Origin of the sequence: Scandinavium sp., from assembly GCF_051650185.1 — a bacterium.
In the GTDB taxonomy this organism is placed as follows: domain Bacteria; phylum Pseudomonadota; class Gammaproteobacteria; order Enterobacterales; family Enterobacteriaceae; genus Scandinavium.
In genome coordinates, this window is record NZ_JBOFIN010000108.1 from 72,638 (window position 1) to 95,623 (window position 22,986).

General features: G+C 53.3%; 26 protein-coding genes, 3 tRNA genes and 1 riboswitch. Of the genes, 23 read left to right on the top strand and 6 right to left on the bottom strand.

Going from position 1 to position 22,986, the window contains the following annotated elements; genetic code table 11:
* Window positions 1–195: 195 nt before the first annotated feature.
* Window positions 196–283: transfer RNA gene (locus ACRCWW_RS14570), tRNA-Ser, on the bottom strand.
* A 92-nt stretch (window positions 284–375) separates the two neighbouring features.
* Here ACRCWW_RS14570 and mtfA point away from each other — a divergent pair.
* Together mtfA and ACRCWW_RS14580 are read left to right on the top strand one after the other, a co-directional pair.
* On the top strand, window positions 376–1,173 hold the full coding sequence (gene mtfA, locus ACRCWW_RS14575; RefSeq protein ID WP_438683048.1) for a DgsA anti-repressor MtfA: 798 nt from the start codon (window positions 376–378) through the stop codon (window positions 1,171–1,173).
* 100 nt (window positions 1,174–1,273) lie between these two features.
* Window positions 1,274–1,349, top strand: a tRNA-Asn gene (locus tag ACRCWW_RS14580).
* 40 nt (window positions 1,350–1,389) lie between these two features.
* Here the strand turns inward: ACRCWW_RS14580 and cbl are convergent.
* The 5 genes from cbl to pduF all read right to left on the bottom strand — a co-directional run bounded on the left by cbl (window position 1,390) and on the right by pduF (window position 6,372).
* Window positions 1,390–2,340: an HTH-type transcriptional regulator Cbl gene (gene cbl, locus ACRCWW_RS14585; RefSeq protein ID WP_438683049.1), complete on the bottom strand. Its 951-nt coding sequence runs from the start codon at window positions 2,338–2,340 to the stop codon at window positions 1,390–1,392.
* Window positions 2,341–2,438: 98 nt separating this feature from the next.
* The gene (nac, locus tag ACRCWW_RS14590) at window positions 2,439–3,356 is read right to left on the bottom strand and encodes a nitrogen assimilation transcriptional regulator NAC (RefSeq protein WP_404658036.1); all 918 of its coding nucleotides are present in this window, start codon (window positions 3,354–3,356) and stop codon (window positions 2,439–2,441) included.
* A gap of 215 nt (window positions 3,357–3,571) precedes the next feature.
* Window positions 3,572–4,273 (bottom strand): hypothetical protein, encoded by a 702-nt coding sequence (locus ACRCWW_RS14595; protein WP_438683050.1) that lies wholly within the window; start codon window positions 4,271–4,273, stop codon window positions 3,572–3,574.
* Window positions 4,232–4,405, bottom strand: a riboswitch (cobalamin riboswitch). It overlaps the preceding gene by 42 nt.
* A 42-nt stretch (window positions 4,406–4,447) precedes the next feature.
* Entirely contained in the window at window positions 4,448–5,365 is a 918-nt protein-coding gene (gene pocR, locus ACRCWW_RS14600; protein ID WP_438683051.1) for a transcriptional regulator PocR, read from the bottom strand.
* 209 nt (window positions 5,366–5,574) lie between these two features.
* The gene (pduF, locus tag ACRCWW_RS14605; protein ID WP_438683052.1) at window positions 5,575–6,372 is read right to left on the bottom strand and encodes a propanediol diffusion facilitator PduF; all 798 of its coding nucleotides are present in this window, start codon (window positions 6,370–6,372) and stop codon (window positions 5,575–5,577) included.
* A 574-nt stretch (window positions 6,373–6,946) separates the two neighbouring features.
* On the opposite strand from pduF, the gene pduA reads away from it, so the two are divergent.
* From pduA to ACRCWW_RS14710, 21 genes are all read left to right on the top strand, one after another.
* Window positions 6,947–7,240: a propanediol utilization microcompartment protein PduA gene (pduA, locus tag ACRCWW_RS14610; protein WP_330985446.1), complete on the top strand. Its 294-nt coding sequence runs from the start codon at window positions 6,947–6,949 to the stop codon at window positions 7,238–7,240.
* Window positions 7,227–8,021: a propanediol utilization microcompartment protein PduB gene (pduB, locus tag ACRCWW_RS14615; protein ID WP_438683053.1), complete on the top strand. Its 795-nt coding sequence runs from the start codon at window positions 7,227–7,229 to the stop codon at window positions 8,019–8,021. The genes pduA and pduB overlap by 14 nt, the downstream gene beginning before the upstream one ends.
* 17 nt (window positions 8,022–8,038) lie before the next feature.
* The gene (gene pduC / locus ACRCWW_RS14620) at window positions 8,039–9,703 is read left to right on the top strand and encodes a propanediol dehydratase large subunit PduC (RefSeq protein WP_438683054.1); all 1,665 of its coding nucleotides are present in this window, start codon (window positions 8,039–8,041) and stop codon (window positions 9,701–9,703) included.
* Between the two features lie 10 nt (window positions 9,704–9,713).
* Window positions 9,714–10,385: a propanediol/glycerol family dehydratase medium subunit gene (locus tag ACRCWW_RS14625; RefSeq protein ID WP_438683055.1), complete on the top strand. Its 672-nt coding sequence runs from the start codon at window positions 9,714–9,716 to the stop codon at window positions 10,383–10,385.
* 12 nt (window positions 10,386–10,397) lie between these two features.
* Window positions 10,398–10,916, top strand: coding sequence for a propanediol dehydratase small subunit PduE (gene pduE / locus ACRCWW_RS14630; protein WP_438683056.1), 519 nt, complete (start codon window positions 10,398–10,400; stop codon window positions 10,914–10,916).
* Between the two features lie 15 nt (window positions 10,917–10,931).
* Window positions 10,932–12,761: a diol dehydratase reactivase subunit alpha gene (locus tag ACRCWW_RS14635; RefSeq protein ID WP_438683057.1), complete on the top strand. Its 1,830-nt coding sequence runs from the start codon at window positions 10,932–10,934 to the stop codon at window positions 12,759–12,761.
* A complete protein-coding gene (locus ACRCWW_RS14640) occupies window positions 12,754–13,131 on the top strand; it encodes a glycerol dehydratase reactivase beta/small subunit family protein (RefSeq protein WP_438683058.1) in 378 nt (125 codons plus the stop codon). The genes ACRCWW_RS14635 and ACRCWW_RS14640 overlap by 8 nt, the downstream gene beginning before the upstream one ends.
* The gene (gene pduJ / locus ACRCWW_RS14645) at window positions 13,124–13,399 is read left to right on the top strand and encodes a propanediol utilization microcompartment protein PduJ (protein ID WP_438683059.1); all 276 of its coding nucleotides are present in this window, start codon (window positions 13,124–13,126) and stop codon (window positions 13,397–13,399) included. Before ACRCWW_RS14640 ends, pduJ begins: the two co-directional genes overlap by 8 nt.
* 23 nt (window positions 13,400–13,422) lie before the next feature.
* Window positions 13,423–13,872: a BMC domain-containing protein gene (locus ACRCWW_RS14650; RefSeq protein ID WP_438683060.1), complete on the top strand. Its 450-nt coding sequence runs from the start codon at window positions 13,423–13,425 to the stop codon at window positions 13,870–13,872.
* Between the two features lie 11 nt (window positions 13,873–13,883).
* Window positions 13,884–14,516 (top strand): phosphate propanoyltransferase, encoded by a 633-nt coding sequence (locus ACRCWW_RS14655; RefSeq protein ID WP_438683061.1) that lies wholly within the window; start codon window positions 13,884–13,886, stop codon window positions 14,514–14,516.
* The gene (pduM, locus tag ACRCWW_RS14660; protein WP_438683062.1) at window positions 14,513–15,004 is read left to right on the top strand and encodes a microcompartment protein PduM; all 492 of its coding nucleotides are present in this window, start codon (window positions 14,513–14,515) and stop codon (window positions 15,002–15,004) included. The genes ACRCWW_RS14655 and pduM overlap by 4 nt, the downstream gene beginning before the upstream one ends.
* Before the next feature lie 3 nt (window positions 15,005–15,007).
* Window positions 15,008–15,283, top strand: coding sequence for a EutN/CcmL family microcompartment protein (locus tag ACRCWW_RS14665; protein WP_438683063.1), 276 nt, complete (start codon window positions 15,008–15,010; stop codon window positions 15,281–15,283).
* A 9-nt stretch (window positions 15,284–15,292) separates the two neighbouring features.
* Window positions 15,293–16,300, top strand: coding sequence for a two-domain cob(I)yrinic acid a,c-diamide adenosyltransferase PduO (gene pduO, locus ACRCWW_RS14670; protein WP_438683064.1), 1,008 nt, complete (start codon window positions 15,293–15,295; stop codon window positions 16,298–16,300).
* Entirely contained in the window at window positions 16,297–17,685 is a 1,389-nt protein-coding gene (gene pduP / locus ACRCWW_RS14675) for a CoA-acylating propionaldehyde dehydrogenase PduP (RefSeq protein WP_438683065.1), read from the top strand. The genes pduO and pduP overlap by 4 nt, the downstream gene beginning before the upstream one ends.
* 10 nt (window positions 17,686–17,695) lie before the next feature.
* Window positions 17,696–18,808 (top strand): 1-propanol dehydrogenase PduQ, encoded by a 1,113-nt coding sequence (locus ACRCWW_RS14680; RefSeq protein WP_438683066.1) that lies wholly within the window; start codon window positions 17,696–17,698, stop codon window positions 18,806–18,808.
* A complete protein-coding gene (locus ACRCWW_RS14685) occupies window positions 18,805–20,145 on the top strand; it encodes a 4Fe-4S dicluster domain-containing protein (RefSeq protein WP_438683067.1) in 1,341 nt (446 codons plus the stop codon). Before ACRCWW_RS14680 ends, ACRCWW_RS14685 begins: the two co-directional genes overlap by 4 nt.
* 2 nt (window positions 20,146–20,147) lie before the next feature.
* Window positions 20,148–20,702 carry a BMC domain-containing protein gene (locus ACRCWW_RS14690; protein WP_438683068.1) on the top strand — a complete coding sequence of 185 codons (555 nt, stop codon included), beginning with the start codon at window positions 20,148–20,150 and terminating at the stop codon, window positions 20,700–20,702.
* Entirely contained in the window at window positions 20,702–21,052 is a 351-nt protein-coding gene (gene pduU, locus ACRCWW_RS14695) for a propanediol utilization microcompartment protein PduU (RefSeq protein WP_438683069.1), read from the top strand. Before ACRCWW_RS14690 ends, pduU begins: the two co-directional genes overlap by 1 nt.
* Before the next feature lie 4 nt (window positions 21,053–21,056).
* Window positions 21,057–21,503, top strand: coding sequence for a propanediol utilization protein PduV (gene pduV / locus ACRCWW_RS14700; RefSeq protein WP_438683070.1), 447 nt, complete (start codon window positions 21,057–21,059; stop codon window positions 21,501–21,503).
* On the top strand, window positions 21,493–22,716 hold the full coding sequence (locus ACRCWW_RS14705; RefSeq protein ID WP_438683071.1) for an acetate/propionate family kinase: 1,224 nt from the start codon (window positions 21,493–21,495) through the stop codon (window positions 22,714–22,716). The genes pduV and ACRCWW_RS14705 overlap by 11 nt, the downstream gene beginning before the upstream one ends.
* Window positions 22,717–22,838: 122 nt before the next feature.
* Window positions 22,839–22,914, top strand: a tRNA-Asn gene (locus tag ACRCWW_RS14710).
* Window positions 22,915–22,986 lie beyond the last annotated feature (72 nt).

Genomic DNA, 22,986 nt, shown 5'->3' on the forward strand with positions numbered 1-22,986 from the left:
CTTCGAGCGGGCTTTTTTGTGCCTGCAAAATGGATTGGGAATGCCATCCGAGCTTTTACGGGCAACTCTGATGGATAATTTCCCAATAGCAACTTAAATCAATAATGAAAGGGCGACCCTTCTCTCAAGTTGTAAAAAACATCAATGACTTGAACGAAACGGCAGACTATCATGCCGACGTCTGACTGAAGGAAGTGGCGCAGAGAGGGAGTTGAACCCTCGGTAGAGTGACCCCTGCTCCGGTTTTCGAGACCGGTCCGTTCAGCCGCTCCGGCATCTCTCCGCTGAGGTGGTTGCCATCATGCCTCTCTCTTTGGCATTTTAATACCCCTGACCTTTTCATTGAGTTCAAGTGACGAGTTTGCGAGCAAAGCGATGATTAAATGGCCCTGGAAAGCACATGACGCCCCCCAAAACGCGGATATTCCGTGGGAACAGGCACTTGCCATTCCCATTCTGGCTACGCTCACAAAGGCCGAGCAGGAAAAGCTGATCCGACTTGCAGACCGCTTCTTGCAGCAAAAACGCCTCGTTCCTTTGCAAGGGCTGGAAATGTCGCACATCAGCTCTGCACGTATTGCCATGCTCTTTTGTTTGCCCGTGCTTGAACTTGGCATCGAGTGGCTCGACGGCTTTCATGAAGTCCTCATCTACCCTGCGCCGTTCGTCGTGGACGATGAGTGGGAAGACGACATCGGCCTAGTCCACAGCCAGCGGGTTGTCCAGTCTGGACAAAGCTGGCAGCAAGGGCCGATTGTCCTGAACTGGCTGGATATTCAGGACTCCTTCGACGCGTCAGGTTTCAACCTGATCGTTCATGAAGTGGCGCATAAGCTGGACACCCGCAACGGTGACCGCGCAAATGGCATACCCCTCATCCACCTACGTGAAGTCGCGGGTTGGGAACACGATCTCCACGCCGCCATGGATAACATTCAGGATGAAATCGATTTAGTGGGCGAAAGTGCCGCAAGCATCGATGCTTACGCCGCGACCGATCCTGCTGAATGTTTCGCCGTGCTTTCAGAATACTTCTTTAGCGCACCCGAACTCTTCGCCCCCCGCTTCCCCGCGCTGTGGCAGCGTTTCTGTCATTTTTATCAGCAGGACCCGCTGCAGAGAATTCGTGAAAATGGCGGAGATGAAAGCTCAAACTTGCGTGTAGTTCACTAAAAGCACGCATTGCCGAGATTTCATGCAATTGAATCAGGCAGTTAATTTTAGTGTTGACACAAAAAACGAGGCCCATTAATATGCGCCTCGTTCACACGATTCCTCTGTAGTTCAGTCGGTAGAACGGCGGACTGTTAATCCGTATGTCACTGGTTCGAGTCCAGTCAGAGGAGCCAAATTTAGAAAAGCCTGCTTTCGAGCAGGCTTTTTGCTTTTCTAGATTTGGTAGTCAATCGCCGCTTCTTCAGGCTCCATCACCTGCCGTTTGATCTCGTCGACGGAAAGCCCTGCGTTGCAGAGTTCAAGGAAACGCCACACGTAGTTTCGCTGAAGCTGGCCTCGCTTCAGGCCCAGCCAGACTGTATTGGCATCGAACAGATGATGCGTATCGAGGCGGGTGAAACGCCCTGTTTCCTGATTATCTCCCGACTGCTCCGCCACCAGCCCCACACCCAGCCCTAACTCAACGTAGGTTTTGATCACATCAGAATCCTGCGCGCTCAGCACAATATCCGGGACTAAACCCTTGCGATTGAAGGCTTCATCAATGCGAGAACGGCCAGTAATTCCCTGTCGATAGGTGATGAGCGGCCAGCGAGCGATGGCTTCCAGCGTTAACGGCGATGTTTGTGTCAAAGGGTGGCCTTCGGGGACTAACAGGTTGTGATGCCAACGAAACCACGGGAAGGCTGCCAGCGTGCTGTCATTACTCAGGCGTTCACTGGCAATACCGATATCTGCTCCACCGTTATGCAGCAGTGCCTCAATTTCCTGCGGCGTACCCTGGATAAGCTCCAGGCGAACATCCTTGAACAGTTCACGGAAGGCTTTGATCACCGGCGGCAAGCTATAGCGCGCCTGAGTGTGAGTGGTGGCGATAGTCAGTACGCCCGAGGCGTCATTGGTGAATAAATCCGCCAGGCGGCGCACATTGCTCGCTTCATTCAGGATTCGTTCAGCGATAACAAGAAGCGCTTTACCGGGTTCCGTCATGCCTAACAGACGTTTGCCGCGGCGGATGAAAATCTCAATTCCGAGTTCTTCCTCCAACTCGCGAATATGGCGGCTAACGCCAGATTGAGAGGTATAAAGCATATTGGCGACTTCGGTCAGGTTGTAATCCTGCCGTGCCGCCTCGCGAATGATTTTTAATTGCTGGAAATTCACCCTTTCCTCCAGGGACCTTCAGACATAACGCTATTGTTAGAGTCTGCGGCCCTGGCGAACAAATAATAAAAACCAGCAACTTATTCCATTCCGCTATATCAACTGACCAGCTGCAGCTCGCGATTTTCCAGCGACGGACGGCTGACCAGTGACATCAGGATCTCTTTTACCGCCTGAGCCTGCGGCGACAGCGAACCACGAGCGGACATATTGAGCGATAACGGCAAGCTCATCGACGGCGTGGTGATTCGCGCCATCCAGCCATTTGCGGAAGCGCAGAGGGTACGGGCCGCCGATTCAGGCAGTACCGTCACGCCCATTCCGCTGGCAATGGCCGCCGTCAGCGTAGAAATAGATTCAATTTCCCCAATAATTTTTGCCGTCAATCGGCGCAGGGAAAACGCTTCATCCACGCGTGCCCGCACGGCGCTGTAGTCACGAGGCAGGAACAAATTCATCTCAGCGATAGCCAGCAGATCAACACTCTGCCCCGGGCAGTCACGGGTGCCCACCAGCCACAAATCCTCTTTCAGTAGTTGTTGACTGGTCAGCCCGGCAACCGGAGAACGTTCATACAGCACGGCCATATCCAGTTGGCCATTCAGCAATTTATCGTTCAGGACATTCCCACTGTTCTCATGCAAATAGACCATCACTTCAGGCAGTTCATTGCGCACAGCCTGGAGCAGCGGCATGGTCACAGAGGACGCCGCAGTTCCAGGTGCCAGGCCAATGGACACCTGGCCGCTGAGCGTCTGACCGATATTGTTGACCGCAAGCTGAGCCTGTTCGCACTGACGCAAAATGGTCCGCGCATGGGTGTAGAGAATTTTTCCGGCTTCTGTTGGCGTCACTCCCCGCTTGGTGCGAATCAGGAGTTGCTGATCCATCTCACCTTCGAGCGTAGCCACCTGCTGGCTCAATGCGGGCTGAGCGATATGCAACACCTCAGCAGCCTGAGTCAGGCTGCCGATATCGACGATTTTCACGAAGTATTTCAGTCGTCTTAAGTTCATTTTGCCTCCAGTTTGGGGATGCCAGTACCAGGCCGGCGATTCAGTTGTCGGAGGAGTTGCAATATGCTTGCCAGTTTTTGAACACCCGCGCGAAGCGTGCCTAACCGACCGCAAAATAAGAGATTCTGATAATATTCGCCGTATCAGTAGCCAGCCAACAGATTGCGCTATGCCCCATACGGGGACGATCTGCACCAATGCGGTGCGCATAGTGCTTATTTTCTGCGACGGAACTGGCTCGTTGACACTTCGCATTTCAAAAAACCAGACACAAAATGCATCAATGCACTCGCCTGTTTACCCTCTGGAAAAAGTGAGTGAATTACGGGCTGAGGCTTGGCGTGGATAAGCAACAAGACGGGCATTGACGGTATTTCACAAGCCAGAGCCGATAGTGATTCAGACAACGCAAGCGACGCATCAAGAACGATGATCACCGAGAAGTGGGTGAATGCCTCCTGAAAAGCGCTCAACAACTTTTCCGGTGGAACAAAAATGTCACCGACACCTTGATGAGTGCTAAAGCAAGACAAAGGCAGGGCTTCAGCCAGACGTGAAGCCATCGCCTCTTTGTCTCGATCCAGAGTAAAAAGCGCAATTGACTCAGGCTGGACTGTCGCCCCAGAGGGGTTTTCTTTTACAGAAGGCGACAGCTCGTGAACATCTTTTAAGACGAGTAATGGCGTGGGCCGCAAAGGGTTTGCCACAGACGGCTGTGCTGTCACGCTTTTCAGAATACGTTCGACATGAACATTCAGATACTGTTTTGCTACCATCCCCTGATTCCTCTTCAGGGTGGTAAGGGTCATGTTAAGTGACGTGCAGCGACATTGACTCGCCACGCGTCTCTGAGCAACCCACTTCCCACCGAAGTTGTTGGTCATCGCCAGCAGGCAGGTCTTCTGGCTGAGCGTCATCCTCCCCCGCCCTTCCCAATCTTACGATCAGTGGTTCTACGGGTTCGTCGGCATCACAGCAGCGGGGGCTGCGGGGGATTTTCACCCCCTTCCCTGCCACAAACGTGGCTAACCTGTTGGCTTATCGGGCGGCTTTCGCCGCATTTACGTTAACACTGTCCCACAACGTACCCACTAACTGATTTCATAGGCAGGTACAGGCGTGGCTGTGTCTTTCCTTTGCTGACGAAAAACCTGCGGCGTCACCTGGTAGGTTTGACGAAAGACTTTGCAAAAATAGCTGGGTTGAGAAAAGCCCAAATTACGTGCAATGCTGGCGATACTCCAGTCACTATGACAAAGCAGCTCTTTGGCATTCACCATACGTTGCTGAGTCACCCAGGCATTGAAGCCAATCCCCTGATATTTTTTGAATAATTTGCTGAAATAGTACGGGCTGAGATAGACGTGTGAGGCCACCTCTTCGAGCCGGAGATCTTCTGAGAGGTGTGCCTCAATGTAGCGCAAGGCCTTTTTCATTTTGCTGTCATGCGGTAAAGGCGGCTTGCGGCTCACCGCAACGGGGGTGGGATTATCCTTGATCATCACAAAGCTGAGCTGCTTTTTGAGATAGTTCTCGACAATCAGCTTCAGCAGTTCCGCCGAGGCGATCACCCGGGCATAGTCTACCTCAGGGACATTAAGAAACTCATTGAGCAAATCGGGATCCGCACGCCAGCATTCATCCACCCGAAGAATATCAACCAGTTCGACATCATGGCTCAGCCTTACCTGACCGCAGAGCACAAAGCCCACCAAATGCCCGGCGATCACCAAAGGAATGGAAAAATCTGTGAGCCCGGCATGACAACGATAGATACAAGGCTCATCGGATTTCGACGCCTCCAGCCCGCCACAACGATCGCTTAGTCGGCAGCGAGAACTGTGCTGAGGATGCTGACGCATCAGTTGGCAAAACGGCGTGAAATTGAATAACTCAGAAATTTCGTCGCCATGAATGTTGACGACCACAACCGCCAGACCGGTGGCTTTAGCAAAATCTTGGGCAATTTTATTAATAAGTTCTGAGTTAAGGGTACTTGCAGATATCATGAATTCCCTCCTCAGTTAATTTATTGTTGAAAGGTTAAGCCATGCTGCGTATTTCCGATCAACACCTGGCACAGCGTAAATAAAGAATTAAGGGACAATATCAAAAGTCCCCTGTTGCCAGGAAACTTTTCCGCCATTAGTGAAAGCAGATCACGAAAAGATTTTCTGTGTTTCATCAATCTGTGATCTGCGGCGATCCAGTTCGCACTTTATTCAATAGCACAGGCATTACAAGGCAGATTCTTGCCAATGAAAAAGCGATAGATAGCTGCACCAATACAAGCACCAATAACAGGCGCTACTATCGGCACCACAAAATAAGGCATATCCCGTCCGCCCGTCATCGCAATATCACCCCATCCGGCAAACCAGGTGAAAAGTTTCGGCCCAAAGTCACGCGCCGGGTTCATAGCAAAACCGGTTAACGGTGCCGTGGCAGCCCCAAGCACCGCGACTAAAAGCCCAATCAGCAACGGGGCCAGCGCACCTTTTGGCACACCATTGCCGTCGTCCGTCAACGCCATGATCATTCCCATCAGCATTGAGGTGATAACCACTTCAACCAACGCGGCCTGCCACACACTGATGGCTGCGGCGGGATAAGTGCTGAAAATGCTGGCCAGTTGCAGGCTCTCGACGCTGCCACGTAACAGTTGATGCGCAGACTCATATTCTGTAAACAACGTTTGATAAAGAAACCAGGCTAACAATGCCCCGCCAAAAGCACCGAGGAACTGCGACAACGCGTATGGCACCACCTTTCGGCCCGGGAAGCAGGCGAACAGCCATAAGGCAATCGTCACCGCAGGGTTAAGATGCGCCCCGGAAATCCCGGCGGTCAAATACACAGCCAGAGAAATCCCCAGCCCCCAAACGATGCATATCTCCCACAGTCCAAAATCTGCACCGGCCAGTTTCGCTGCGCTAAGGCAGCCAATGCCCAGGAATAGAAACAGTCCAGTCCCCAAAAACTCGGCAACGCATTGTGCTTTTAATGAATCATTCATCGTGACACCTTCTGATAAGAAATTGTGCCTATAGCCACCGACTCCCTGACTGGCGGTAACGGACAGGAGGTTCACCGGGATGATGCGCCCGTTCGCAATTCACCCGATGTTGATTACAAACTCTCACTATAAAAACAAACCGATGGAAATTGTTGGCAACCTCTTGAGTCGCTCAAGAAAATAAATCAGAAGCTATAGCAAATTATTGCTCTCAATAAATGGCTAATGGCATAGCTGTCAGCTACTGAAGCCAGGAAAATAATTCTGTTTGAATAATAAAGTTATGCTTATTTTAGTTTTTATTATACCGGCATTAGTCACAATCCACTCGGCCCCTAACAAATAACCACAACTCTGTCATTATAAATAATGTAAAACTGATGTGAGCAAAACAAAATAGTCACACCCAAGCTGGATTTATTTCCATTCAAATACAATGGCTTCAAAATTCATACGCCAATTAAGTCACATAACCCCACTATTCTTTTTTTCACCCTGAACCTCAGGTCAGCCATTCTTTTTCTTTTCTTCTTTTTATAGTCGTGCTCATCAAGGCAACTCAGTTGAGGTTTTTATGCAACAAGAAGCACTGGGCATGGTGGAAACCAAAGGGCTAACCGCGGCAATCGAAGCGGCTGATGCCATGGTGAAGTCTGCCAATGTAGGGCTGGTGGGTTACGAGAAAATTGGCTCCGGGCTGGTCACCGTGATTGTCCGCGGCGATGTCGGTGCAGTGAAAGCCGCGACCGATGCAGGCGCAGCGGCTGCCCGCAATGTAGGGGAAGTGAAAGCCGTTCACGTCATTCCTCGCCCTCACAGCGATGTCGAGAAAATTTTACCCAAAGGAATAACCCATGAGCAGCAATGAACTGGTCGAACAGATCATGGCTCAGGTGATGGCCCGCGTGGCAACGCCCGATAGCTCTCCTACGACGCGAGAATCAGTGATGGCAGAGAAAAATTGCAGTTTAACGGAATTTGTCGGTACCGCGATCGGTGACACCGTCGGTCTGGTCATTGCTAATGTGGACAGCGCCCTTCTGGAAGCCATGAAGTTAGAAAAGCACTATCGCTCAATTGGCATTTTAGGCGCCCGCACCGGGGCGGGGCCGCACATTATGGCCGCCGATGAAGCGGTAAAAGCCACCAACACCGAAGTTGTCTGCATTGAATTGCCTCGTGACACCAAAGGCGGCGCGGGCCACGGCTCGCTGATCATTCTTGGCGGCAACGACGTATCTGATGTGAAACGTGGCATCGAAGTGGCGCTGAAGGAGCTTGATCGCACGTTTGGCGATGTCTATGGCAACGAAGCCGGGCATATCGAGCTGCAATACACCGCACGAGCCAGCCACGCGCTGGAAAAAGCCTTTGGTGCCCAGCTCGGGCGAGCCTGCGGGGTCATCGTGGGAGCGCCTGCTGCTGTGGGCGTGCTGATGGCAGACACCGCGCTAAAAGCAGCCAACGTAGATGTTGTCGCCTACAGCTCACCAGCTCACGGAACCAGCTTCAGCAACGAAGCCATTTTGGTGATTTCCGGGGATTCCGGTGCCGTGCGCCAGGCCGTCATTTCAGCCCGAGAAATCGGCAAAACGGTGCTGGCAACGCTGGGCAGCGAACCGCAAAACGATCGCCCCTCCTACATCTGACAGCGTGAGGCTGACGCATGAAATCGAAAAGATTTGAAGCACTGGCGAAGCGTCCCGTGAACCAGGATGGTTTCGTTAACGAATGGATCGAAGAAGGCTTTATCGCCATGGAGAGCCCCAATGATCCAAAGCCTTCCATCAAAATCATCAATGGCGTTGTTACTGAACTGGACAGCAAACCCGCCAGTGAATTTGACCTGATTGACCATTTTATCGCTCGTTACGGCATCAACCTGGCGCGTGCGGAAGAAGTGATGGCGATGGACTCCATCAAACTGGCCAATATGCTGTGCGATCCGAACGTAAAACGCAGCGACATCGTCCCGCTTACCACCGCGATGACACCAGCAAAAATTGTCGACGTCATGTCGCAAATGAACGTGGTTGAAATGATGATGGCGATGCAGAAAATGCGCGCGCGCCGCACACCGTCACAACAGGCCCACGTCACTAACGTCAAAGATAATCCAGTACAAATCGCTGCCGATGCGGCAGAAGGTGCGTGGCGTGGGTTTGATGAGCAAGAGACAACGGTCGCTGTCGCCCGTTACGCCCCCTTCAATGCTATTGCTCTGTTGGTCGGTTCCCAGGTCGGGCGGCCTGGCGTATTAACCCAATGTTCGCTTGAAGAAGCGACAGAGTTGAAGCTCGGCATGTTGGGCCACACTTGCTACGCCGAAACGATTTCCGTTTATGGCACTGAACCGGTCTTCACTGACGGTGATGATACGCCATGGTCGAAAGGCTTTCTCGCCTCTTCTTATGCTTCCCGCGGTCTGAAAATGCGCTTTACTTCTGGCTCAGGCTCAGAAGTGCAGATGGGCTATGCGGAAGGGAAATCGATGCTTTATCTGGAAGCTCGCTGCATCTACATCACCAAAGCAGCCGGCGTTCAAGGTTTGCAGAATGGTTCCGTCAGCTGTATCGGCGTGCCTTCTGCGGTGCCTTCCGGAATACGTGCCGTTCTGGCCGAAAACCTGATCTGCTCTTCACTGGATTTGGAATGTGCCTCCAGTAATGACCAAACCTTTACGCATTCCGATATGCGGCGTACCGCACGTTTGCTCATGCAGTTCTTGCCCGGCACTGACTTTATTTCATCGGGATATTCCGCCGTACCGAACTACGACAACATGTTTGCCGGTTCCAATGAAGATGCGGAAGACTTTGACGACTACAACGTTCTTCAGCGCGACCTGAAAGTTGACGGCGGTTTGCGTCCGGTTCGTGAAGAAGATGTCATCGCCATTCGCAATAAAGCGGCTCGCGCCTTACAGGCCGTGTTTGCCGGAATGGGCCTGCCGCCGATTACCGACGAAGAAGTTGAAGCCGCCACCTATGCCCACGGCTCGAAAGATATGCCAGAACGCAACATTGTCGAAGACATTAAATTTGCCCAGGAGATCATCAGCAAGAACCGCCACGGATTAGAAGTGGTAAAAGCGCTGGCTCAGGGCGGATTTATGGATGTGGCACAGGACATGCTCGACATCCAGAAAGCCAAGCTCACCGGAGATTACCTTCACACCTCCGCCATCATCGTCGGTCAGGGGCAAGTACTCTCGGCTGTCAATGACATCAATGATTATGCCGGTCCGGCAACGGGCTATCGTCTGCAGGGCGAACGCTGGGAAGAGATTAAAAACATCCCTGGCGCACTCGACCCCAATCAGTTGGGTTAAGGGGTGAACAATGGAAATCAATGAAAAACTGCTCCGTCAGATAATCGAGGATGTGCTGAAAGAGATGCAGGGGAGCGACAAACCCGTCTCTTTTATCTCTGACCAAGTGTCGACGCCTCAGGCTACTCCAGCGCAGGGTCAAAGTTTTCTAAGCGAAATTGGCGAGGCCCGTCAGGGCACTCAGCAGGACGAGGTCGTTATTGCTGTTGGCCCTGCGTTTGGTTTGTCGCAAACCACCAACATTATTGGCGTTCCTCATAAAAGCATTTTGCGTGAAGTGATTGCGGGGATTGAAGAAGAAGGCATCAAAGCACGAGTCATTCGCTGCTTTAAATCTTCGGATGTGGCCTTCGTCGCTGTGGAAGGCAATCGCCTGAGCGGGTCTGGGATCGCCATCGGTATTCAGTCGAAAGGTACCACGGTTATCCATCAGCAAGGATTACCGCCACTTTCGAACCTGGAGCTGTTTCCTCAGGCTCCGCTGCTGACGCTGGAAACCTACCGTCAGATTGGGAAAAACGCTGCGCGTTATGCCAAGCGGGAATCGCCACAGCCCGTGCCCACACTGAATGACCAAATGGCACGCCCAAAATATCAGGCGAAATCAGCCATTTTGCACATCAAAGAGACGAAGTACGTCGTCACTGGCAAAAACCCACAGGAACTGCGCGTGGCGCTCTAACAAGGATATTCCATGAAAACCGAAGCAATTGAATCGATGGTTCGGGATGTGCTAAGTCGCATGAACAGCCTGCAGAGTGAAACCCCGGTCTCACCTGTTGTGAGGGGTTCCGCTCACGCGGCAAAAGTCTCCGACTATCCGCTGGCGAACAAGCATCCGGAGTGGGTCAAAACCGCGACCAATAAGACCCTGGATGACTTCACCCTGGAAAATGTACTGAACAATCAGGTCACCGCCCAGGATATGCGAATCACGCCCGAAACGTTGCGTATTCAGGCGGCGATTGCCCGTGATGCAGGGCGTGAACGCCTCGCCATTAACTTTGAGCGCGCCGCCGAACTGACTGCCGTGCCGGACGATCGCATCCTGGAAATCTACAACGCATTGCGCCCGTTCCGTTCGACCAAAGAAGAGCTGCAGGCAATAGCGGACGACCTTGAGCAACGTTATCAGGCCACTCTTTGCGCCGGATTCGTTCGTGAAGCCGCGGAGTTGTATGTGGCGCGTAAAAAACTCAAAGGCGACGATTAAGCGCAGGGACGGGATATGCACTATATCGCTGGCATTGATATTGGTAACTCCTCTACCGAAGTTGCTTTGGCAAGGGTTGATGAGCATGGCGCATTGAGCATTGTAGGCAGTGCGCTCACGGAAACCACCGGGGTCAAAGGCACATTGCGTAATGTGTTCGGCATCCAGGAGGCACTCTCACTTGCGGCTAACCATGCCGGTATCGCTGTCAGCGATATTTCGCTCATTCGCATTAACGAAGCCACGCCGGTGATTGGCGATGTCGCAATGGAAACCATCACCGAAACCATTATCACCGAATCGACCATGATTGGTCACAACCCGAAAACACCCGGGGGTGTCGGCTTAGGCACGGGCATCACCATCACGCCGGAAGAGTTATTAACCCGTACAACAGAGTCACCGTACATTCTGGTGGTGTCCTCAGCATTTGATTTTGCCGATGTGGCGAACATGATTAACGCCGCTGTACGCGTCGGCTATCGGCTGACCGGCGTTATCCTTCAGCAAGATGATGGCGTACTGGTCAGTAACCGACTGGATCATCCTTTGCCGGTAGTCGATGAAGTGCGTTATATCGACAGAATCCCTTTGGGGATGCTTGCCGCCATCGAAGTCGCCGTTCCGGGCAAAGTGATTGAAACCCTCTCGAACCCTTACGGTATCGCCACGGTTTTCAAACTCAATGCCGAAGAAACCAAAAACATTGTGCCCATTGCCAGAGCGCTGATAGGCAACCGCTCTGCCGTAGTGGTAAAAACACCAGCCGGAGACGTCAAAGCCAGAGCCATTCCTGCCGGAAATATTGAGTTGTTCTCACAAGGCAGAACATTACGAGTTGATGTTGCGACGGGTGCAGATGCCATCATGAAAGTCGTCGGCGAGTGTCGAACTCTCGATAACGTGACCGGCGAAGCAGGCACCAATATTGGTGGCATGCTGGAAAACGTCCGGCAAAAGATGGCCGAACTGACCAACAAGCCCAGCAGTGAGATTTATATCCAGGATTTGCTGGCCGTTGATACTTCCGTGCCAGTGAGCGTCACTGGCGGTGTCGCAGGTGAATTCTCGCTGGAACAAGCCGTTGGTATTGCCTCAATGGTGAAGTCTGACCGTCTGCAAATGGCGATGATCGCTAATGAGATCAAACAAAAACTCACTATTGATGTGCAGGTCGGTGGCGCGGAAGCTGAAGCCGCAATTCTTGGCGCATTGACGACCCCAGGCACAACTCGCCCCCTGGCCATCCTCGATCTCGGTGCGGGATCGACCGATGCCTCCATTATCAATCCTCAGGGCGACATCATTGCCACTCATCTTGCCGGTGCTGGCGATATGGTTACGATGATCATCGCCCGTGAACTGGGTCTCGAAGACCGCTACCTCGCGGAAGAAATCAAAAAGCATCCGTTAGCCAAAGTGGAAAGCCTGTTCCATCTGCGTCATGAAGACGGCAGCGTTCAGTTCTTCCCAGCCCCGCTTCCTCCAGGCGTCTTTGCTCGTGTTTGTGTTGTGAAGGCCGACGGTTTGCTCCCCCTCCCCGGTGACCTGCCACTGGAGAAAGTTCGCGCCGTTCGTCGCCGTGCGAAGGAGCGAGTGTTTGTGACCAACGCGCTGCGAGCACTCCGCCAGGTCAGCCCAACGGGCAATATCCGGGACATTCCTTTTGTGGTGCTCGTCGGCGGTTCCGCCCTCGATTTTGAAGTACCGCAGCTGGTCACCGACGCCCTTGCTCATTACCGGTTGGTTGCAGGTCGCGGCAATATTCGCGGTACAGAAGGTCCTCGAAATGCCGTTGCTACAGGCCTGATTCTGTCATGGCAAAAGGAGGCGGCGCATGGCTAACAGCAAACAGCTTCCGGCCATTGTGATAACCGTGCTGAACAACTCTCTCGCCCTTTGGCAAGAAGTCCTGTTTGGCATTGAAGAAGAAGGCATCCCCTTTACCCTTCGCGAACAGCCCATGGATGACCTCTTTCAATGCGCATGGCAGGCCGCTCAACACTCGCCCTTGCTGGTCGGTATTGCCTGCGACGAAAGCACGCTTGTTGTGCACTACAAAAATCTACCTGTGTCAGCCCCGCTCTATACGCTGGCACAGAACCAAAGTCACCTCGCCCACCGACACACTGGAAACAACGCGGCGCGGTTAGTTAAGGGCCTTCCCTTCAGGGAAGCTCATTCGTTATCCACAGGAGAATTGCAATATGAATAATGCACTGGGAATGGTTGAAACAAAGGGCCTGGTCGCTGCCATTGAAGCCGCTGATGCCATGGTGAAATCGGCCAATGTGCAGTTGGTTGGCTACGAAAAAATTGGCTCTGGTCTGGTCACCGTCATGGTTCGTGGCGACGTGGGCGCAGTGAAAGCGGCTGTCGATGCAGGCAGTGCAGCAGCCAGCGCAGTCGGTGAAGTGAAATCCTGCCATGTTATTCCACGTCCACACAGTGACGTTGAGGCCATTTTACCTAAGTCAGCCTGACGCTTACGGGCAAGGAGCACAGCGTGAAGCAATCACTGGGGTTACTGGAAGTAAGTGGGCTGGCACTGGCAATCACCTGCGCTGATCTCATGGCGAAAGCCGCTGCTATTACGATATCAGGATTCGAAAGAACCAATGGCTCAGGCTGGACGCTGATCAAAATCGCCGGAGATGTTGCCTCGGTGCAGGCTGCCGTTATCACCGGTGCCAGCCTCGCGGAACAGCAACAAGGTTTGGTCGCGCACAAAGTCATTGCTCGCCCAGCTACCGGTATTTTGCAACCCCCTAAGGTGGTTAGCATTTTTCCAGAATCTGCCGGGGTGAATGAAGAAAAATCTCCTGAGGACGCAGCAATACAGGAATCAGTTCAGAGGGCGGCTCTCGATCCCGCCCTCTGTAATCTTTGCCAGGACCCTGCTTGCCAGCGCCAGAAAGGGGAACCCCGAACCCTTTGCCTGCATGCGGGTAAGTGAGGGAATACGCCATGGATAAAGACTCTCTACACGCTCTTGTCTGCAATGTGCTGGATGAAATGCGGGAGCGACCCATTCCGCTGGGTATTTCCAGCCGCCACCTCCATCTGTGCGCTGAAGATTATGCTCACCTTTTTCCAGGGCGACCTATTGGCAAGAAAAAGGCTTTGCACCAGCCAGGACATTACGCGGCTGATCAAACAGTCACTCTGGTCGGGCCTAAAGGTCAGATAGCCAATGTCCGGTTACTGGGGCCATTACGCGGCGCAAGTCAGGTCGAAATATCCCGAAGCGATGCGAGAGCATTGGGGGTAGCGGCTCCTTTACGCCGTTCTGGCGATCTGAAAGGCACTCCAGGCCTCCGTCTGGTTAGCCCTTTTGCTGAGCTGGAACTGGCTTCAGGTGTCATTGTCGCCCGTCGGCATATCCATATGTCGCCTCTGGACGCTCTGATTTTACGCGTGTCACACGGCGACACCGTGGCAGTTGCCATCAAAGGTGATGATCGCCAACTGGTTTTCGACAACGTCGATATTCGGGTTTCGCCGGACATGCGCCTTGAAATGCACATTGATACCGATGAAGCCAACGCGGCGGGTGCAGATAACCCGCACGCTTTTGCAACGTTGGTGAGCCGCTCATGAACAACGTGTTGATACAGCACGTTATTGATGAAGTCGTCGCGCGTCTGCAACGACGAGCCGGGCAAGCCAAAACCTTAAGCGCCGCGCAATTTCAGGACATCGACAGCCGGGCATTAAGCAGCCAACACGAAGCGCTGAATCTGATTCAGATCAGCCTTCCGCAGCTTAGGCAACTCGCAGAACATCAGGAGGAGGATCGCACAGTGAAAAAACTCTTTGAGGTTCTCAGCCTGGGCCTGCGGGTGCGAATAACGATTCCCGTGCACTTATTGCCAGCGATACCAGTACACAAACTGTCGGGTTTGCCTCTGAAGTGGTGTGACGAACATGAACGCACCATCGTTCTGCATCCAACAAAGCTTTTAAGTTATGCCGACCTGGCTTGCCTTAACGAAAATTGGCTGGTGCTGCGTCGTCAGTGTGTCATTACCGCCCTCGCGCTTGACGCTGCGCGGGCACGCAACATTCACCTCATTAAGCAGGAGTGAACCATGCAACTGGCTCGAGTGACTGGCTCTGTGGTGTCGACACAAAAATCGTCTTCGCTGGTTGGCAAAAAACTGCTGCTGGTTCGGCGTGTGAGCGCCAGCGGCGATCTTCCGAACCCACCAACCCAGGGTGACGAAGTGGCTGTGGATTCCGTCGGAGCAGGCATCGGAGAACTGGTGTTGTTATCCAGCGGCTCCAGCGCACGGCATGTATTTTCCGGCCCCAATGAAGCTATCGATCTTGCCATCGTTGGCATTGTCGACACCCTTTCCCATTAAGGAGAGCGTATGGCGATTTATACCCGCACTGGCGACTCAGGCACCACTACATTATTCACCGGGGAACGGGTCAGCAAAACACATCCGCGAGTAGAGACTTACGGCACGCTGGATGAGCTGAATTCAGCGGTTAGCCTTTGTATTTGCGCCAGCACCTGTGCGGAACACCGTGAGCTGCTTGAATCTGTTCAGCATCACCTTTTCTGGCTGAGTGCCGAACTTGCCAGCGAGGGGGGCGCAGCCAGTGCAAAGCGCCATGACATCAGCATTGAAGACATTTCTGCACTCGAAGCCGCCATTGATACAGCAATGGGTCGTGTTACCCCGCTTAAGCAATTTATTTTGCCAGGACGCTGCGAGGCGGCAAGTCGTCTGCATTTTGCCAGAACGCTTGCTCGTCGGGCAGAAAGGCGTCTGGTGGAGTTATCCGCCACAGCAATCGTCAGAAGCGAACTGCTGCGCTACCTCAATCGCCTCTCAGATTGCTTATACGCCCTGGCTCGCGCGGAAGATCATGACGCTCATCAGCAAGCCCTTATTCAGGAAGTGACTCGCCGCTATCTCTCAGCCAGCCCTACCGCCACGAGCAGGAAATCCGCTATGTCGCTCTCGTTCAAAGACCTTCATCAATTAACTCAGGCAGCGGTGAGGCATGCCGAAGCGCTGGGGGTGCCTGTTGTCGTCAGCATCGTGGATGCGTATGGCACGCAAACCGTAACCTGGCGAATGCCAGATGCCCTGCTGGTCAGCAGTGAACTGGCACCTAAAAAAGCATGGACTGCGGTCGCGATGAAAACCGCGACTCATGAGCTTTCTGCAGCAGTCCAGCCCGGTGCTGAACTGTACGGGCTGGAAAGCCAAATGCAGGGAAAAGTCGTGACCTTTGGGGGAGGATTCCCTCTCTGGCGAGAAAGCATTCTCATCGGCGGTTTAGGGATCAGCGGAGGCAGCGTGGAACAGGACATGGACATTGCCCGGGCGGCGATACTGGCATTAGAGACAAGGATACCATCATGAATACACAAGAGCTTGAAACCTTGATTCGCACCATTTTGCGCGAAAAAATGCCTGCGACAGAAACGCGACCTGAGACAGCACAAGGGATTTTTACCTCTGTGGATGAGGCGATTAGCGCCGCGCATCAAGCCTTTTTGCGTTATCAGCAATGTCCATTAAAAACACGCAGCGCTATCATTAACACGCTGCGACAAGAGCTGACCCCGCATCTGCCAGAGCTTGCCGAAGAGAGCATGCGCGAAACCGGCATGGGCAACAAAGAAGATAAATTTCTCAAGAACAAAGCCGCGCTGGATAACACGCCCGGCGTGGAAGACCTCACCACGACCGCACTTACCGGCGATGGCGGGATGGTGCTGTTTGAATACTCCCCGTTTGGCGTGATTGGTTCCGTCGCGCCCAGCACCAACCCGACAGAAACCATCATCAATAACAGCATCAGCATGCTGGCCGCAGGCAACAGTGTTTACTTCAGCCCGCATCCGGCGGCAAAAAATATTTCCCTCAGGCTGATTGCCATGATTGAAGAGATTGCCTTTCGCTGTTGCGGCATTCGCAATCTGGTCGTCACCGTCGCCGAACCCACATTTGAAGCCACTCAGCAGATGATGGCACATGAAAAAATTGCCATTCTTGCCATTACCGGCGGGCCGGGGATCGTGGCGATGGGAATGAAAAGTGGCAAGAAAGTGATTGGTGCCGGAGCCGGAAATCCTCCGTGTATCGTGGATGAAACCGCCGATCTGGTCAAAGCGGCCGAAGACATCATCAATGGCGCTTCCTTTGACTACAACCTGCCCTGCATTGCAGAGAAAAGCCTGATTGTCGTCGAATCCGTTGCCGATCGTTTGATTCAACAACTGCAAGCCTTCAGGGCTCTGTTACTCAGTGCGCAAGACACCGACAAGTTACGCGCAGTCTGCCTGCCGGAAGGTCAGGTGAACAAGAAACTGGTCGGCAAAAGCCCTTCAGAGATGCTTAGTGCCGCCGGATTACCGGTTCCGGCAAAGGCTCCCCGCCTGCTGATTGGCGTTGTCGATGCTCGCGACCCTTGGGTCACCTGCGAACAGCTGATGCCAATGCTACCCATTGTCAAAGTGAAGGATTTTTCCAGCGCTCTTGAGTTAGCACTTATCGTTGAAGAAGGATTGCACCACACCGCCGTCATGCATTCGCAAAACGTTTCGCGATTAAACCAGGCTGCACGCGCCCTGCAGACCTCTATTTTTGTTAAAAATGGACCGTCTTATGCCGGGATTGGTGTTGGGGGCGAAGGCTTCACCACCTTTACCATCGCCACCCCAACAGGTGAAGGGACAACCTCAGCGCGCACGTTTGCTCGCTCCCGTCGCTGCGTGCTGACGAACGGCTTTTCTATCCGCTAACGAGGCTGTGATGAATACCTTTTCACTTAGGACCACGTTGTACAGCGGCCAGGGCAGCCTGAATGTTTTACGGCGGTTTGAGAATAAACACATCTGGATAATCTGTGATGGTTTTCTTGCCCGTTCGCCGATGTTTGATGCGCTTAAGCAGATATTGCCTGCCAGTAATCAGATCAGCGTTTTTAGTGACATTACACCAGACCCCACTATCAGCACGGTGGTTCAAGGCATCACACAGATGCAGCAACTGAAACCACAGGTGGTGATTGGATTTGGTGGCGGCTCAGCACTTGATGCCGCAAAAGCCATTGTCTGGTTTAGCCGCCAGGCCGAAACAGAGATTGAAACCTGTGTGGCCATTCCCACCACCAGCGGCACCGGCTCGGAAGTGACCTGTGCTTGTGTTATCACTGACCCGGACAAAGGGATTAAATACCCCTTATTCGACAAGGCGTTATACCCGGATATCGCCATCCTTGATCCCGCATTGGTGGTCAGTGTGCCAGCTCACATCACGGCCAATACCGGCCTGGATGTGTTGACTCACGCTATTGAGGCTTATGTTTCCCCTAAAGCCAGTGACTTCACCGATGCGCTGGCAGAAAAAGCCGCGCAGCTGGTTTTTCGCTACCTCCCTGTTGCAGTCAGAAAAGGTGATTGCCTGGCCACTCGCGGTAAAATGCACAATGCCTCTACGCTTGCTGGCATGGCGTTCAGCCAGGCCGGGCTTGGGCTGAACCATGCCATCGCCCATCAACTGGGCGGGCAATTTCATTTGCCACATGGGCTGGCAAATGCCCTGTTACTCACTGCTGTTATTCGCTTTAATGCTACAGACTCACGTGCCATGAAACGCTATGCGCGGCTGGCAAAAGCCTGCCGCCTCTGCCATGAAACAGCCAACGACACCGCCAGCCTGAATGCCCTGCTTCAACATATCGCCCAGTTGCTAAAACAATGTGAGATACCCCGCTTTGCTGACGCTCTGGGTGAGCACAAAACCGGCTATGCAAACCGCATTCCAGTGATGGTTCAGGCCGCACTTGTTGATGTCACGCTAGCGACCAATCCGCGCAACGCAGGTGCCAGCGCTATCAGGGAGCTTCTGGAGGAATTGCTATGACAACGCTTCTGGATGTTGATGCGCAAACCATTCGCCATCATGTCAAAGCTGCTGGCGTGGTTGGCGCTGGAGGAGCAGGCTTTCCAACCCACGTGAAACTTCAGGCTCAGGTCGATACCTTTTTAGTGAATGCCGCCGAATGTGAACCACTGTTGAAGGTGGATCAACAACTGATGGCCAGGCAAGCTGCACGGCTGATTCGCGGCCTGCGCTATGCCATGACCACCACTGGCGCAAGTACAGGCATCATTGCGTTAAAAGAGAAATATCACGAGGCGATAAACGCCTTAACACCGCTGCTGGCTGAAGGTATTCGCCTGCACATTCTGCCGGACGTCTATCCGGCAGGCGACGAAGTGTTAACCATTTGGATGGCCACCGGTCGACGTGTGCCCCCTGCCGCGCTGCCTGTCAGCGTGGGGGTTGTCGTCAATAACGTGCAGACTGTGCTGAACATCGCCAGAGCCGTCGAACAACACTACCCGGTGACGCGCAGAACCCTGACCGTTAATGGCGCAGTGACGACTCCCCTGACTGTCACGGTGCCCATTGGTACTTCTCTGCGTGACGTTCTGGCTCTGGCGGGGGGTGCATCCGTCCCCGATCCGGGCTTTATTAACGGCGGCCCCATGATGGGCAGCCTGATTTCTTCCCTTGATTCGCCTGTCACCAAAACAACTGGCGGATTGCTGGTGCTTCCCAAAACACACTCGCTCATTCAGCGACGCTTACAGGATGACAAAACGGTGCTGGCACTGGCGAAAACGGTGTGTGAACAGTGCCGCTTATGCACCGATCTCTGTCCGAGGCATGTGATGGGTCATCCGCTCTCACCTCATCTTCTGGTGCGCGCGGTGAACTATCAGCAAACCGCCACACCGCAGATCCTGCTGAGTGCCCTCACCTGCTCAGAGTGCAATGTGTGTGAAAGCGTGGCGTGTCCAGTCGGCATTTCGCCGATGCGAATTAACAGAATGCTCAAACGTGAACTTCGGGCGCAGAACCAGCGCTATGAAGGGCCCCTGCTTGCCGCCGATGAGATGGCTAAGCACCGTCTGGTCCCGATTAAACGGCTCATTGCCCGGCTTGGCCTGAATGACTGGTATCACGATGCGCCGTTCACCGAAACAGACTATCAGCCACAACAAGTCACTTTACTGCTACGCCAACACATCGGAGCGAGTGCTACGCCTTGCGTGAAAATAGGGGAACGAGTTACGCGCGGGCAATGCGTCGCGGATGTCCCTGAAGAAGCGTTAGGTGCTGCGATCCACGCCAGCATCGACGGCATCGTCAGCGACATAACGGAACAAGCCATTACGGTGATAAGAGGATAACCATGTCTCAGGCTATTGGAATTTTAGAGCTCACCAGTATTGCGAAGGGAATGGAAGCAGGTGACATCATGCTGAAAAGCGCCAACGTAACGCTGCTCGCCAGCAAAACCACCTGCCCCGGAAAGTATCTGCTTATGTTGGGCGGTGATGTCGGTGCAGTGCAACAGGCTGTTGCTGCAGGCGAAGCACTTGCTGGCGAAATGCTCGTTGACAGCCTGGTGCTGCCAAACCTTCATCACAGTATTCTGCCTGCGATTAGCGGCCTGAACGCTGTAGAAAGTAAACAGGCGGTTGGGGTAGTTGAAACGTGGAGTATCGCGGCCTGCCTTGGCGCCGCCGACCGTGCCGTCAAAGCGTCAAACGTCACGCTTGTTCGCGTACATATGGCCTACGGCATTGGCGGCAAATGCTACATGGTGTTGGTGGGCGAAGTTTCAGATGTAAACAATGCCGTTACGGTTGCGGCTGAGGCTGCTGGTGAAAAAGGGCTGCTGGTTTCTCGCGTGGTGCTTCCTCGCCCTCACGATGCCATGTGGCGACAGATAGTGGAGGCATAATGAAAAACTCACCAACAACCGATCGCATGATTCAGGAATATGTGCCGGGCAAACAAGTCACGCTGGCCCATTTGATTGCCAATCCAGGAAAAGATTTATTTAAAAAACTGGGGCTGAAAGATACCGTGTCAGCGATTGGCATTCTGACCATTACGCCCAGCGAAGCCTCAATTATCGCCTGCGATATTGCGACAAAATCAGGCGCAGTGGACATCGGCTTTCTCGACCGGTTTACCGGTTCAGTGGTGCTGACGGGCGATGTCTCCGCCATCGAATATGCCTTAACTCAGGTCACCCGAACGCTGGGCGAAGTGCTGCATTTTACCGCCTGTTCTCTCACCCGGACGTAGCGCAATGAAACGCATCATGCTTATTGGCCCCAGCCAGTGCGGCAAAACCTCACTCACCCAGTGTTTTCGCGGGGAAGCACTGCATTATCAAAAAACCCAGGCGATTGCCTGGAGCCCGGAAAGCATCGACACCCCCGGCGAATACCTGGAAAACCGGCGTCTGTACAGTGCGCTGTTGGCGAGCGCCTGTGAGGCCGATGTCATCGCGTTGGTGTTGAATGCAGATGCGGTGAGTTCACCGTTTTCTCCGGGGTTCATCGAACCGATGAACCGTCCTGCTATCGGGATTGTCACTAAAGCAGACATTGCCGCCCCACAGCAAATAGCAAAGGTAGAAGACTGGCTGAAACAGGCCGGCGCGCAAACGGTGTTCATTACCAGCGCCGCGACCCACGCAGGACTGAAGGAAATCAGCGCCTTTTTGAATCAGAGGAATGTTCATGTCGTATAACATTATGGCGATCAACGCCGGGAGTTCATCCCTGAAGTTTCAGCTGCTGAGCCTGCCACAGGGCGAGGTTCGCTGTCAGGGGATCATTGAACGAATCGGCAAAGCAGATGCGAGCTTTACGCTAAAAGTGATAGCGGAGAAATGGCAGGAAACGCTGCCCGTCAACGATCATCATCATGCCGTCACTTTGTTGCTGGATAAACTGATCGCGCTGAGGATCATCAACTCGTTGCAGGATATTGATGGCGTCGGGCATCGCGTCGCGCACGGTGGGGAATTCTTTAAAGACTCGGTGAACATCACCGACGATACGCTGGCAAAAATAGAACAACTGGCGGAACTGGCGCCGCTGCACAATCCCGTTAACGTATTGGGTATTAAAGTGTTTCGTCAGCTTTTACCCACCATACCTGCCGTGGCGGTGTTTGATACAGCCTTCCATCAAACGCTGGAAGCCTCCGCTTTTCTTTACCCTCTGCCGTTCCGGTATTACCAGGAGCTGGGCGTGCGCCGCTATGGTTTTCACGGAACGAGCCATAAATTTGTCAGCCAGACGTTAGCCGAAAAAACGGGTATTCCGTTGAGCGCGCTTCGCGTGGTCAGCTGTCATCTTGGCAATGGGTGCAGCATTTGCGCCATTCAGGGCGGGAAATCGGTGAATACGTCGATGGGCTTTACCCCGCAATCCGGCGTGATGATGGGCACCCGCAGTGGCGATATCGACCCTTCTATTCTGCCGTGGGTTGCGCAGCGTGAGAACAAAACCCCGCAGCAGCTCAATCTGTTGATCAACAATGAGTCCGGGCTTTTGGGCGTATCCGGTGTGTCCAACGATTATCGGGATGTGGAACAGGCTGCGGATGCGGGTCATCAACAAGCTGCCCTCGCCCTCACGCTTTTCGCAGAAAGAATCAGGGCAACAATCGGGAGCTACGTCCTGCAAATGGGCGGCATTGATGCACTCATTTTCACCGGGGGCATCGGCGAAAACGCTGTTCGAGCCAGAGCAACCATCTGCAAAAATTTGGGATTTTTGGGTCTGACGGTGGATGACCAGAAGAACGCTGAGAATGCGACGTTTATTCACTCTGACAGTTCAGTGGTAAAAGTGGCCGTCATCAACACCAATGAAGAGATGATGATCGCTCAGGATGTGATGCGTATTGGATTGAGCGCTTCGCATCCGCAAAATGTGTGTCTCAGTGAAGCATGATTCGGCATTTTTTCGGCCATTCCTCGCTTTTTGCTGAAATAGTCAGCAATCAGCACGACTGAACGCACGGAGCCTTTGACATGCTGCGCGGGCATCGCTACTATTCGCCCCGTTCACACGATTCCTCTGTAGTTCAGTCGGTAGAACGGCGGACTGTTAATCCGTATGTCACTGGTTCGAGTCCAGTCAGAGGAGCCAAATTTAGAAAAGCCTGCTTTCGAGCGGGCTTTTTGCTTTTCTGCATTCCCTTCGCATTCCCTTCATTGTTCG